Genomic DNA, 13,608 nt, shown 5'->3' on the forward strand with positions numbered 1-13,608 from the left:
CGTATTCTTTTCTTACACAAAAATCAGTACCAAACCCCTACCTAAAAGTCAGAATATGAATGCCCGTTCACTTTCGACCTTTGACAGCAGTGTTTCTTGTCTATATTTTTTCGATTCTGAATATGCCATGCCGTTACTTGTTTTCTGTTCCGAACTTATGAAATGCCGAATTTTACCGATCCGGCTTCCGTACAGATTCATTGCCACCCTGACTGACAACGTCAAAAAACAAAAAAAACGAGGTTTCAAATGACGACTGCAAAACAGCACCCCACCCTTTCAGGGCAATGCATAGCGGAGTTTTTAGGCACCGCACTATTAATCTTCTTCGGTACTGGTTGCGTGGCAGCTCTCAAAGTCGCAGGCGCCAGCTTCGGCTTGTGGGAAATCAGCATCATTTGGGGTATCGGTGTGAGCCTGGCCATCTACTTGACAGCAGGTGTTTCAGGCGCGCATTTGAATCCTGCCGTGAGTATCGCACTCTGCCTGTTTACTGATTTCGACAAGCGCAAGCTGCCCTTTTATATCCTTGCTCAAGTAGCGGGCGCCTTTTGCGCGGCAGCATTGGTTTACACGCTATACAGCAACCTGTTCTTCGATTACGAACAAGCGCACAACATGATTCGCGGCAGCAAAGAAAGCCTGGAATTGGCCTCGGTCTTTTCCACTTATCCGCACCCTGCGCTTTCGACCCTTCAAGCGTTCTTGGTTGAAATGGTGATTACGGCCATTCTAATGGGCGTGATCATGGCCTTGACTGATGACAAGAATGGACTGCCTCGCGGCCCATTGGCCCCGCTGTTGATTGGCCTGCTGATTGCTGTCATTGGTAGCTCAATGGGCCCGCTGACCGGTTTCGCAATGAACCCTGCGCGTGATTTCGGGCCTAAGCTGATGACATTCTTTGCCGGTTGGGGTGAAATTTCATTCACAGGTGCCCGCGACATACCGTATTTCTTGATTCCAATCTTTGCACCGATCGTCGGTGCTTGCCTCGGCGCAGCTATTTATCGCGGGATGATTGCCCGCCATCTGCCTGCTGTCGAGCCTACGGCAATGGAAGCCCAAACCACCACAGAGGTGAAAACCCAAGCTTCCTGACATCGAATTTTGAAACGGGGCGCACGAGATCACTGCCCACTTCATTCTCGCGCCCTGAAACCATTACCTCATTCTGCAAGGCAACCACATGACCGACTCTCAGAATAAGAATTACATTATTGCGCTGGACCAAGGCACCACGAGCTCGCGAGCGATCATCTTTGATCGTGACGCCAATGTGGTGTGCACGGCTCAGCGTGAGTTTCAACAGCACTACCCACAAGCAGGCTGGGTTGAACACGACCCGATGGAAATTTTCGCCACCCAAAGCGCCGTGATGGTTGAAGCCCTGGCTCAAGCCGGGCTTCATCACGACCAAGTGGCCGCTATCGGCATCACAAACCAGCGTGAAACCACCGTGGTGTGGGACAAAATCAGCGGCCGTCCGATCTACAATGCGATCGTTTGGCAATGCCGACGCAGCACCGAAATCTGCGAACAACTAAAACGCGATGGCCACGAGCAATACATCAGCGACACCACAGGCCTGGTCACCGACCCGTACTTCTCCGGCACCAAGCTGAAGTGGATCCTCGATAACGTCGAAGGCAGCCGCGAACGTGCACGCAACGGCGAACTCCTGTTTGGCACCATCGACAGCTGGCTGATCTGGAAATTTACTGGCGGCAAGACTCACGTTACCGACTACACCAACGCCTCACGCACCATGCTGTTCAACATTCACACGCTGGAATGGGACTCCAAGATGCTGGAGGTGCTGGATATCCCGCGTGAGATGCTGCCAGAGGTCAAATCTTCGTCCGAAATCTACGGGCGCACCAAAAGCGGCATCGCCATTGGCGGTATTGCCGGCGACCAACAGGCCGCCTTGTTCGGCCAAATGTGCGTTGAACCGGGTCAGGCAAAAAACACGTACGGCACGGGCTGCTTCCTGCTGATGAACACCGGCACCAATGCCGTCAAGTCAACACACGGCATGTTGACCACCATCGCCTGCGGACCGCGCGGCGAAGTGGCCTACGCACTGGAAGGCGCGGTGTTTAACGGCGGCTCCACCGTCCAGTGGCTGCGCGATGAACTGAAGATCATCAATGATGCTCACGACACTGAATACTTTGCCAGCAAAGTAAAAGACAGCAACGGCGTGTATCTGGTGCCCGCATTTACGGGTCTCGGCGCCCCCTACTGGGATCCGTATGCACGCGGCGCACTGTTCGGCCTGACCCGCGGTGTACGTGTGGATCACATCATTCGTGCCGCCCTGGAGTCGATTGCCTACCAGACCCGTGACGTGCTGGATGCTATGCAGCAAGACTCGGGTGAACGTCTCAAAGCACTGCGCGTAGATGGCGGTGCAGTGGCTAACAACTTCTTGATGCAGTTTCAGGCCGACATCCTCGGCACAATGGTAGAGCGCCCGCAAATGCGCGAAACCACTGCACTGGGTGCCGCTTACCTGGCGGGTCTGGCGTGCGGTTTCTGGGGCAGCCTGGATGAATTGCGCGGCAAGGCCGTAATTGAACGCGAGTTCGAGCCTGCTCTGGAAGAAGCCTGCAAAGAGAAGCTGTACGCAGGCTGGAAAAAGGCTGTAAGCCGTACGCGTGATTGGGAACCCCACGAAGAAAGCCACTAAGCACTAACGCTGTAATCAGCAACGGACACTTCGGTGTCCGTTGTTGCATAAGCGTTTCAGCGTTGCCATGAGTAGCAGACAGCTGTTTCCTGCGGCATGATGGGCGAATTTTGCTTCGCCGCCTAAAGGAAACTCCATGAATCTGCCTCCCCGCCAGCAGCAGATCCTCGAACTGGTTCGCGAACGCGGCTACGTCAGCATCGAGGAAATGGCGCAGTTGTTCGTCGTAACGCCGCAGACCATCCGTCGAGACATCAATCAATTGGCCGAGGCCGATTTATTACGTCGTTACCACGGGGGCGCCGCCTATGACTCCAGCGTTGAAAACACCGCCTACGCCATGCGCGCCGACCAAATGCGCGATGAAAAACGCCGAATTGGTGAAGCCATCGCCGCACAGATTCCTGACCACGCCTCCATTTTCATTAATATCGGTACCACTACCGAGTCAATTGCCCGGGCGTTGCTCAACCACAATCATCTGAAAATCATCACCAACAACCTTCATGTCGCTTCAATCCTGAGCGCCAAAGACGACTTCGAAGTATTGATTGCAGGCGGCAAAGTCCGTCGCGATGGCGGAATCGTCGGTCAAGCCAGTGTCGACTTCATTAACCAGTTCAAGTTCGATTTCGCACTCGTGGGTATCAGCGGCATTGATTCCGACGGCAGCCTGCTGGACTTTGACTACCAGGAGGTGCGCGTATCCCAAGCCATTATTGCCAACGCACGACAAGTCATTCTGGCAGCGGATTCCAGCAAGTTCGGGCGCAACGCTATGGTTCGTCTTGGCCCGATCACCTTGATTGACTGCCTTGTCACAGACCAGCCACCTGTACCGGAGCTTGCTCAGTTACTGGCGCAGAACAAAATCCGTCTGGAAGTCGTCTGACAGCAGGATCAAATGCGGGAGGGGGCAATTGACTGCACGGCAGGCAAGACCAAGCATGAGCCCCTTCCCCCTATAGCCTTCACGATCTTGTTCAGACAGCTTCACCCCCCCTCGTAATGTTCGTAATTCTTCTTTTAAGCCCTGTTCGATGAGTTTTTTCAATCGAACTTGGCTGGCTGTGGGCGTATTTATCCGCTATTATTTTCGCAAATGAACATTAATGTTCGAATTCAAAAATATGCGTCAAGAACGCGAGGCCCAATCATGCCCCTGACCACCTTGCCTGCCACCCCCCTCGCAGAGGTTTACGACGTTGCCGTTATCGGCGGCGGGATTAATGGCGTCGGTATTGCGGCAGATGCAGCCGGTCGTGGCTTGTCTGTGTTTCTTTGCGAAAAAGACGATCTGGCCAGCCATACCTCGTCAGCCAGCAGCAAGCTGATTCATGGCGGCCTGCGCTACCTGGAACACTATGAGTTTCGTCTGGTGCGCGAAGCATTGGCTGAGCGCGAAGTGTTGCTGGCAAAAGCCCCGCACATCGTAAAGCCAATGCGTTTTGTATTGCCTCACCGCCCTCACCTGCGCCCTGCATGGATGATTCGGGCAGGGTTGTTTCTGTATGACCATTTGGGCAAGCGCGAAAAACTCGCGGGCTCCAAAAGCATCAAATTTGGTGCTGATAGCCCGCTGAAGACAGAAATCAATAAAGGCTTCGAATACTCAGACTGCTGGGTAGATGACGCGCGCCTGGTGGTACTCAATGCCATGGCTGCGCGCGAAAAAGGCGCGCATGTTCACACCCAGACCCGCTGCGTCGGGGCTCGTCGAAACAAAGGGCTGTGGGAATTGAATCTTGAGCGTGCCGACGGCAGTCTGTTCTCGATTCGCAGCAAAGCACTGGTCAACGCAGCTGGCCCGTGGGTGGCCAAATTCATCAAGGACGACCTGAAGCTGGACTCGCCTTATGGCATCCGCCTGATTCAAGGCAGCCATCTGATCGTGCCCAAACTGTACGACGCACCTAACGCCTTCATTTTGCAGAATGAAGACCAGCGAATTGTGTTCACCATTCCGTACATGGATCAATTCACCATCATCGGCACAACCGACCGTGAATACACCGGCGATCCGGCCAAGGTCGTCATCACCGAAGAAGAAACCGACTACCTGCTGAACGTGGTCAATGCTCACTTTAAACAACACGTCAGCCGTGCCGATATTCTGCGCACCTATTCCGGCGTGCGTCCGTTGTGCAATGACGAGTCGGACAACCCTTCAGCCGTCACACGTGACTACACCCTGGCCTTGTCCGGCGCACAGGGCGAAGCCCCACTGCTGTCTGTGTTTGGTGGCAAACTCACTACCTATCGCAAGCTGGCCGAATCGGCCATGGCACAGTTAGCCCCGTTCTTCACCCAGATCAAACCGAGCTGGACAGCCAGTGCCACGCTGCCGGGTGGTGAAGACATGACCACCCCTGCTGCGCTGAGTGCCGCGCTGACACAAAAACACGGATGGCTGGATGCAGCCATCGCCAAACGCTGGGCAATCACCTATGGCAACCGCTCATGGCGCCTGCTGGACGGTGTAAATGCATTGAGCGATATGGGAGAGCACATCGGCAGCGGCCTTTATAGCCGGGAAGTCGATTACTTGTGCAGCCAGGAATGGGCGCTGGACGCTCAGGACATCCTGTGGCGTCGGACCAAATTGGGCCTGTTCACCACCGCTCAAGAACAAGAACATCTGGCGCTTTACTTGGACAGCTTGAACCTCAAGCATCGCAAAGTTAAAGCCGCTTAAATTCCTGCCTGCCACTTCACCTGCCGGGGCGTCGATTGAGCGCCCCAGCAGGCCTGCCCCATTCGGTTTTCCGAACGCCTCGCACCACATTGATTCGGCTTTCCGGGTATCCCCTGACACCAAGCCGCTAATCAAAAAACAATATATCTATATATATCAGCGACTTAGGTGTAAAAACCGTATTTGGCATGAGTCATGCTCTACACTCTAGGCCGAATGCAATACAGCGCATTCAGCGGTTGAGTTGTACGCAGTTCCTATAAGGGCCTATCAACGGGCTCAATAAAAAAAACAATGTCGAGGAAATACCGATGCGCATCGTTCCGCAACTTTTGAGCGCCGCTATTGCTGTCGCGCTGATGAGCACTCCAGTTTTTGCAGCCGAATTGACCGGCACACTGAAGAAAATCAAAGAATCCGGCACCGTGACCCTTGGGCATCGCGACTCCTCCATTCCTTTCTCCTACATCGCGGACGCTTCCGGCAAGCCGGTTGGCTACTCACACGATATCCAGTTGGCCATTGTTGAAGGGCTGAAAAAGCAACTCGACATGCCAGACCTCAAGGTCAAGTACAACCTGGTCACCTCCCAGACCCGCATTCCACTCGTACAAAATGGCACCGTTGACATTGAGTGTGGTTCCACCACCAACAACGCAGAACGTGCCCAGCAAGTCGATTTTTCGGTCGGCATCTTCGAAATCGGTACTCGCCTGCTGTCCAAAAAGGACTCGGCTTACAAAGATTTTGCCGACCTTAAAGGCAAAAACGTTGTGACCACTGCTGGCACCACGTCTGAACGCATCCTCAAGTCGATGAATGCCGACAAACAAATGGGCATGAACGTGATCTCCGCAAAAGACCACGGCGAATCCTTCCAGATGCTTGAGTCGGGCCGCGCTGTAGCGTTCATGATGGATGATGCCTTGCTGGCCGGTGAAATGGCTAAAGCCAAAAAGCCAACCGACTGGGCTGTGACCGGCACACCGCAATCGTTTGAGGTGTACGGCTGCATGGTGCGCAAAGGCGACCCGGACTTCAAAAAAGCGGTTGATGACGCCATTGTGGGTATCTACAAATCGGGCAAAATCAATAAAATCTATGAGACGTGGTTCACTCAGCCAATTCCACCAAAAGGCTTGAACCTCATGTTCCCGATGAGCGACAAAGTCAAAGAGCTGATCGCTAATCCAAACGACAAACCAGCGCCTGAAGTGAAAATCTAATTATTCACTACTGACTCCCGAGCGTGGCTGATCGCGCTCGGGATCATTGTTCACAGGCCATACAAGCCTTTTAAATTGCTGAGAGAACACTCGAACCGCTGGTTGTCGAGCGGCAAGCGTGTACCCGACGAGACTGTCGGGAGAGAACGGACTCCCTGAAGCAAGTGCTTGTTAATAGACCCATCTGAGGGGAGACCCTGCATGAATTACAACTGGGACTGGAGCGTATTCTTCAAGTCCACCGGCGTAGGCAGCGAGACGTATCTCGACTGGTTTATTTCGGGGCTTGGCTGGACTATCGCGATTGCTGTTGTCGCCTGGATTGTTGCCCTGATCCTGGGTTCGCTGCTGGGCGTTATGCGCACCCTGCCGAACCGTTTCCTGGCCGGCATCGCCACGGTTTACGTGGAAATTTTCCGTAACGTTCCGCTGCTGGTGCAGCTGTTTATCTGGTACTTCCTGGTACCTGATCTACTGCCACCCGGTTTGCAAGAGTGGTACAAGCAAGACCTCAACCCGACCACTTCGGCTTACCTGAGTGTGGTGGTGTGCCTGGGCCTGTTTACGGCGGCACGGGTGTGCGAGCAAGTACGTACCGGCATTGAGGCCCTGCCTCGCGGCCAAGAGTCAGCGGCCCGCGCCATGGGCTTCAGCATGGCTCAGATCTACTGGAACGTGCTGCTGCCGCAGGCTTACCGCATCATCATCCCTCCACTCACCTCCGAATTCCTCAACGTGTTCAAAAACTCGTCTGTGGCTTCGTTGATCGGTTTGATGGAGCTGCTGGCGCAAACCAAACAGACCGCCGAGTTTTCCGCCAACCTGTTTGAAGCCTTCACACTCGCCACGCTGATCTACTTCACGCTGAACATGAGCCTGATGCTGTTGATGCGCCTGATCGAGAAGAAAGTAGCAGTGCCCGGGCTGATGTCTTTGGGGGGTAAATAATGGACTTCTTCGATTTCAGCGGGATAGTCCCCGCACTCCCAGGCCTGTGGAACGGCATGATCATGACCTTGAAACTCATGGTCCTGGGCGTGATCGGTGGCGTTGCACTGGGTACCGTGCTGGCCTTGATGCGCTTGTCTTCCAGCAAATGGCTGGCCAATCTGGCCGGCGCCTATGTGAACTACTTCCGTTCCATTCCCTTGCTGCTGGTCATTACCTGGTTCTATCTGGCCGTGCCGTTTGTGCTGCGCTGGATCACCGGTAAAGACACGCCGATCGGTGCGTTTGAGTCGTGCATGGTCGCCTTCGTCATGTTCGAAGCCGCCTACTTCTGTGAAATTGTCCGGGCAGGCGTGCAAGCCATTCCCAAAGGGCAAATGGGGGCTGCCAAAGCACTGGGCATGAGTTACGGCCAGGCCATGCGTCTGATCATCCTGCCGCAGGCTTTCCGCAAAATGACGCCGTTACTGCTGCAACAAAGCATCATTTTGTTCCAGGACACGTCACTGGTTTACACCGTAGGCTTGGTCGACTTCCTCAATGCGTCACGCTCCAGTGGCGACATCATCGGCCGCTCCAATGAGTTCCTGATCTTCGCCGGTCTGGTGTATTTCATCATCAGCTTTTCCGCCTCGCTGCTGGTCAAGCGTCTGCAAAAAAGGTTTGCCGTATGATCTCGATCAAGAACATCAACAAGTGGTACGGGGACTTTCAGGTACTGACCGATTGCAGTACCGAAGTCAAAAAAGGCGAAGTGGTGGTGGTCTGCGGACCGTCCGGCTCAGGAAAATCGACGTTGATCAAGTGCGTGAACGCCCTTGAACCCTTTCAGAAGGGCGACATCATTGTTGATGGCACCTCGATTGCCGACCCTAAAACCAACCTGCCCAAGTTGCGCTCGCGCGTGGGCATGGTGTTCCAGCATTTCGAACTGTTCCCGCACATGACCATCACCGAAAACCTGACCATTGCGCAGGTCAAGGTGTTGGGACGGAGCAAAGCCGAAGCCACCAAAAAAGGCCTGGAGCTGCTTGAGCGTGTCGGCCTGTCGGCACACGCTCATAAGCACCCTGGCCAACTTTCGGGTGGTCAGCAACAGCGTGTGGCCATTGCCCGCGCGCTGGCCATGGACCCAATCGTAATGCTCTTTGACGAACCCACTTCGGCACTCGACCCGGAGATGGTTAACGAAGTGCTCGACGTGATGGTGCAATTGGCTCACGAAGGCATGACCATGATGTGCGTAACCCACGAAATGGGGTTCGCCCGCAAAGTGGCTAACCGGGTGATCTTTATGGATCAAGGCAAAATTGTCGAAGACTGCGAGAAAGAAGAGTTCTTCGGCGACGTGTCTGCCCGCTCCGAGCGTGCACAAAACTTCCTTTCCAAGATCCTGCAACACTAAGCGCCGGAATCCTGGCTACCGCGGGCGCTGCTTGCGCCAGCGGTAGCAGGTTTTGTATAGCTTCTACCGCGCAGTGGTCGACCCAAGGCATCTGTGATGAAATGCGACCCCACACTTTATCGCGGTGCCCCGCCTTCACTTGCCGTGAAACCTCGCCTGCTCCGCCATTTACTGTTGCCGCCGCTCATCCTCCTGCTGACCATAGGGCTGGGCTATGCGGGCTATCGCATCAGCGAACACTTTGGTATTCGCAGCCTCAGCGAAAACGGCGAGCGCCAGCTTGAATTACATGCCCGCACCGTCGAAAGCGAGCTCGGCAAATACACCTATCTGCCCAGCCTGCTTGAGCTGGAGTCCAGTGTTTCAAGCTTGCTGGCGGAACCGTCCGCGCAAAACCGCGACAGCGTCAATCAATACCTAGAAGGCCTTAACCGACGCAGCCGCAGCCGCGCCATCTATGTGCTCGACACCAATGGGCGCGTCGTTGCCACCAGTAACTGGCGCGATACCGACAGTTATCTCGGTGAGGATTTGTCTTTCCGAGCCTACTTCCAGGACGCGGTACGCGGACAACCGGGGCGTTTCTATGGAATAGGCAGCACCTCAGGTGAGCCTGGCTACTACCTGGCCCACGGCCTGGAACAGCAAGGCAAAATCATCGGCGTCGCCGTGATCAAAGTCAGGCTCGAAGCCCTTGAAGAACGCTGGCAGCGTGCTCGTCTCGAAGCTTATGTGAGCGATGAAAACGGCATCATTATTCTGTCCAGCGACCCAAACTTACGCCTTAAATCAGTACGCCCACTGACCTCGCAGACAAAGGAGCGCTTGGCGCGCAGCCTGCAGTATTACTGGTGGCCGCTCAATGAGCTTGAGCCCCTTGAACGCGAACAGTTAGCCGAAGGCGTCGAAACCGTCACGTTTGCCACCCACAGCGACGTGGCCAGCGATGACAAAGAAGTCAGTTATCTGGCCCAGACCCGCAACCTGAATGACACACCGTGGGACATCACCTTACTGACCCCTCTGCAAGACTTGCGCCGAGAGGCAGCCAATCAAGGCATGCTAGTGGCCGTGTTTTTCGCTTTACTGGCCTTTCTGCTGATTGCGTGGAATGAACGACGCAAAGTGATTGCTACCCGACTGGCGGCCCGCGAGGCCCTGCAAGAAGCCAATAATCAACTGGAACGAAAAATCACTGATCGCACCACCCACCTGCGCGCCAGCAACGAACGGCTCAAAGCTCAGATTCGTGAACGTCGCCACGCAGAAGACACCCTTCGTCGCGCACAGGACGAACTGGTGCAAGCCGGCAAGCTTGCTGCAATCGGGCAAATGTCCACCAGCATTGCCCATGAGTTGAACCAGCCATTGGCCGCCTTGCGCACTCTGTCCGGCAATGCCGTCAGGTTTCTTCAACGAGGTGACCTGAAGGTCGCTGCGGACAACTTGACGACCATTAACGACTTGGTTGATCGCATGGGCCGTATCACCGCTAACCTGCGATCGTTTGCTCGTCGCGGTGACGATCAGGGCCAGGCCAGCCTGAATAAAGCAGTTGAGGCAACCCTGCAACTTCTCGCTGCTCGCCTTGAAACGTCCGGTGTTGAGTTGCATCGCGATTTCAGCGATGCCCAGCTAACCATCGACCAGACCCGGTTGGAACAAATACTCGTGAACCTGATAGGCAATGCGCTGGACGCCATGCACGCCCAGACCACCTCCCCGCAATTGTGGCTTGAGGGTGAGTTCAGCGAAGGCAAATATCACCTGAGGGTGCGCGATAACGGCCCCGGCATTGACCCGCAAAGCCGTAAGCACCTGTTTGAACCGTTCTTCACCACCAAACCGGGCGAGCAGGGTCTGGGCCTTGGCCTGACACTGTCCGCCAGCCTGGCAGCCGCCGCTGGCGGTAGCCTCAATGTTGAGTTTCCGGATGCCGGTGGTGTTGCGTTTGTCCTACTTTTACCGCTGGTGCAACCTGCTAAGGCCGAGCCAATATGAACCACGATCTGACCGTTCTGATTGTTGAAGACGACCCTCATGTCTTGCTCGGATGCCAACAGGCGCTGGCGCTTGAAGACATCCGCAGCGAAGGTGTAAGCACTGCAGAACAGGCGCTGGCAATGGTCGGTGATAACTTCCCAGGGATTGTCATCAGTGATATCCGCTTGCCGGGGATCGATGGCCTGGAACTGCTTAAACGGCTCAAGGCACGGGATCGCAGCCTGCCCGTGGTTCTGATTACCGGGCATGGCGATATTTCCATGGCGGTAGGTGCCATGCGCGACGGCGCCTATGACTTTATGGAAAAGCCGTTTTCCCCTGAGCGCCTTGTGGATGCGGCTCGACGGGCGCTGGAACAACGCAGCCTGGCCCGTGAAGTGTGGTCGTTGCGTCGCCAACTGGCTGAGCGCGACTCTCTTGAAGGCCGCATTATCGGCCGCTCGCCAGCCATGCAGCAATTACGGGAGTTGATTGCCAACGTCGCCGATACGTCGGCCAACGTGTTGATAGAGGGTGAAACGGGCACTGGCAAAGAGTTAGTTGCACGCTGCCTGCACGATTTCAGCCGACGTCAACCGCAGCAGTTTGTAGCGCTGAACTGTGGGGGGTTGCCGGAAAACCTGTTTGAAAGCGAGATTTTCGGCCACGAAGCCAACGCGTTCACCGGTGCTGGAAAACGTCGGGTCGGCAAGATTGAACACGCGGATGGAGGCACATTGTTTCTCGACGAGGTCGAAAGCATGCCGCTCAACCTTCAAATAAAATTGCTTCGGGTGCTGCAAGAACGCACATTGGAACGCTTGGGTTCCAACCAGAGCATTGATGTGGATTGTCGGGTGATTGCAGCCACCAAGTCCGACCTTGATCAACTGAGCAAAGCCAGTCAGTTTCGCAGCGACCTGTACTACCGTTTGAACGTCGTTACGCTCGAACTGCCCCCGTTGCGCGAGCGGCGCGAAGACATTCTGCAGCTGTTCGAACACTTCTTGCAGCAATCCTCCTTGCGCTTTGATCGCGCCGTACCGGAACTGGACAATCAGACGCTTTCCAGCCTTATGAGCCATGACTGGCCGGGAAATGTGCGTGAATTGCGCAACGTGGCCGAGCGCTTCGCTTTAGGCCTGCCGGCGTTCAAAAAAACCGGCAGCATCACCTCACAAGGCTTGGGCTTTTCCGAGGCCGTAGAGGCGTTTGAACGCAACCTGCTCAGCGACGCACTGCAACGCAGCGGCGGCAACTTGACCCAAGCCAGTCAGGAATTGGGCATGGCCAAGACTACGTTGTTCGACAAAGTCAAAAAATATGGCTTGGCACATTAAGCGAGAATGCTGTGGATCTGATTTTAAAAGCTGCATTGGGCGCCGCCGTGGTGATTATTCTGGCGATGCTGGCAAAAACCAAAAATTACTACATCGCCGGTTTGGTTCCGCTGTTTCCGACGTTCGCACTCATTGCCCACTACATCGTTGGCAAAGGGCGCTCGGTAGATGACCTGAAGACCACCATCGTCTTCGGTATGTGGTCGATCATTCCCTATTTCGTCTACCTCGCGGCGCTGTATGTGCTGGTCGACCGCATGCGCCTTGAGGCTTCTCTGGCGCTGGCTGCTGTGGCCTGGTTGATGGCGGCAACCGTGCTGGTGAGCGTGTGGGTGCGTCTGCATTGAGCGACTTCCGGCACTGCGTTGTTGTTTAGAACTTATAACTCATTGCCGTCTGCACGCTGGTCTGGTTAACCTGACCGACCTCTTTCACGATGCTGCTTTGTGCCGCCGAACCCAGCAAATGAGCCCAGCTGGCACTGGCGACCAACGACCACCGCGGGGCCAACGGGAATTCAACACTCTGGGTCAACGTGACATTCTGAAATCCGCCGCTGGCCTTGTAGCCCGGTATACCTGAATCCAGCGCGTCACTCTCACTTACCCCAAAGAACGTAGACATCTCTCGGCCATCCGCGAAATGCGCCATCAATTGGTTGCTACCGATGATGCCCATTGCCAACGGGTAGCCCAGCTCCCCACCGACCTTTCCCGCCCAGCCCCCTTGCCCGCCAGCACCGCCTACCGTCTGGCCAAGCTGTGCATACAGTCGCCAAAATTCGGCCGGGCTGTATTGGACAAAACCACCCACCAGCGCCCTGTCAGGCACATCGCGTAATCCACGCAACGAGCCATTGGCATTACGACCCGGCACATAGTTGATAGAGGGCCCGGCACTCCAGCCATCAGCCTTCAACGCACTCCAGGTCAAGCCATCGTCGGTATCAAGGCTTACGTCACCCCAGTCCAGATCGAAATAAGGCAATGGCACCGTCTGATGCCGACTGCCAGCCGGATCGTACGGCTGGTAACCAACCCCAGCGCCCACTTCGCCGCTTGGGCCGCTAACTGCATAGGCGGCGGCACTCAATCCCAACCCGATCAGCAACCACACAACATAAGCAAACGTCTTCATTGCCCACGATCCAAAGAGATTCATGCGCGCATCAATCTCTTTTTCCTGCAGGCGGCGCAAGCACTGATGTTGTTTGTAGCGAGCTACAAAAATTGTAGCTTCAAGCCCTTCATTGACCGCCTAAATACTCAGAAAAGCCCGGCCCTGTTGGGCATGAAGCTTTTGGCACACTCAATGCA

General features: G+C 55.2%; 12 protein-coding genes. 11 read left to right on the plus strand and 1 reads right to left on the minus strand.

Translation table 11 applies throughout. From position 1 onward, the window contains the following. Positions 1-249: 249 nt before the first annotated feature. From FJD38_RS04610 to FJD38_RS04660, 11 genes are all read left to right on the plus strand, one after another. The gene (locus FJD38_RS04610) at positions 250-1,101 is read left to right on the plus strand and encodes an MIP/aquaporin family protein (RefSeq protein WP_122784785.1); all 852 of its coding nucleotides are present in this window, start codon (positions 250-252) and stop codon (positions 1,099-1,101) included. An 88-nt stretch (positions 1,102-1,189) separates the two neighbouring features. Continuing rightward, on the plus strand, positions 1,190-2,695 hold the full coding sequence (glpK, locus tag FJD38_RS04615) for a glycerol kinase GlpK (RefSeq protein WP_146384105.1): 1,506 nt from the start codon (positions 1,190-1,192) through the stop codon (positions 2,693-2,695). A 136-nt stretch (positions 2,696-2,831) separates the two neighbouring features. Continuing rightward, the gene (locus tag FJD38_RS04620) at positions 2,832-3,587 is read left to right on the plus strand and encodes a DeoR family transcriptional regulator (RefSeq protein ID WP_122784787.1); all 756 of its coding nucleotides are present in this window, start codon (positions 2,832-2,834) and stop codon (positions 3,585-3,587) included. Between the two features lie 264 nt (positions 3,588-3,851). Further along, on the plus strand, positions 3,852-5,390 hold the full coding sequence (glpD, locus tag FJD38_RS04625; RefSeq protein ID WP_122784788.1) for a glycerol-3-phosphate dehydrogenase: 1,539 nt from the start codon (positions 3,852-3,854) through the stop codon (positions 5,388-5,390). Positions 5,391-5,701: 311 nt separating this feature from the next. After that, positions 5,702-6,616, plus strand: coding sequence for a glutamate/aspartate ABC transporter substrate-binding protein (locus tag FJD38_RS04630; protein ID WP_167654227.1), 915 nt, complete (start codon positions 5,702-5,704; stop codon positions 6,614-6,616). A 201-nt stretch (positions 6,617-6,817) separates the two neighbouring features. Continuing rightward, complete coding sequence (locus tag FJD38_RS04635) at positions 6,818-7,564, plus strand: amino acid ABC transporter permease (RefSeq protein ID WP_122784790.1); 747 nt, start codon at positions 6,818-6,820, stop codon at positions 7,562-7,564. Beyond that, positions 7,564-8,238, plus strand: a complete 675-nt coding sequence (locus FJD38_RS04640) for an amino acid ABC transporter permease (RefSeq protein ID WP_122784791.1) — start codon at positions 7,564-7,566, stop codon at positions 8,236-8,238. Before FJD38_RS04635 ends, FJD38_RS04640 begins: the two co-directional genes overlap by 1 nt. Beyond that, positions 8,235-8,969, plus strand: a complete 735-nt coding sequence (locus FJD38_RS04645) for an amino acid ABC transporter ATP-binding protein (protein WP_122784792.1) — start codon at positions 8,235-8,237, stop codon at positions 8,967-8,969. Before FJD38_RS04640 ends, FJD38_RS04645 begins: the two co-directional genes overlap by 4 nt. A gap of 96 nt (positions 8,970-9,065) precedes the next feature. Further along, entirely contained in the window at positions 9,066-10,970 is a 1,905-nt protein-coding gene (gene aauS / locus FJD38_RS04650) for a two-component sensor histidine kinase AauS (protein WP_146384109.1), read from the plus strand. Further along, the gene (gene aauR / locus FJD38_RS04655; RefSeq protein ID WP_122784794.1) at positions 10,967-12,292 is read left to right on the plus strand and encodes a two-component response regulator AauR; all 1,326 of its coding nucleotides are present in this window, start codon (positions 10,967-10,969) and stop codon (positions 12,290-12,292) included. Before aauS ends, aauR begins: the two co-directional genes overlap by 4 nt. Positions 12,293-12,312: 20 nt before the next feature. After that, positions 12,313-12,639, plus strand: coding sequence for a GlpM family protein (locus FJD38_RS04660; RefSeq protein ID WP_167654246.1), 327 nt, complete (start codon positions 12,313-12,315; stop codon positions 12,637-12,639). 25 nt (positions 12,640-12,664) lie between these two features. Here the strand turns inward: FJD38_RS04660 and FJD38_RS04665 are convergent, their stop codons facing one another. Beyond that, positions 12,665-13,429 carry a MipA/OmpV family protein gene (locus FJD38_RS04665; RefSeq protein ID WP_146384111.1) on the minus strand — a complete coding sequence of 255 codons (765 nt, stop codon included), beginning with the start codon at positions 13,427-13,429 and terminating at the stop codon, positions 12,665-12,667. Positions 13,430-13,608 lie beyond the last annotated feature (179 nt).

This window comes from Pseudomonas saxonica (assembly GCF_007858365.1).
GTDB lineage: Bacteria > Pseudomonadota > Gammaproteobacteria > Pseudomonadales > Pseudomonadaceae > Aquipseudomonas > Aquipseudomonas saxonica.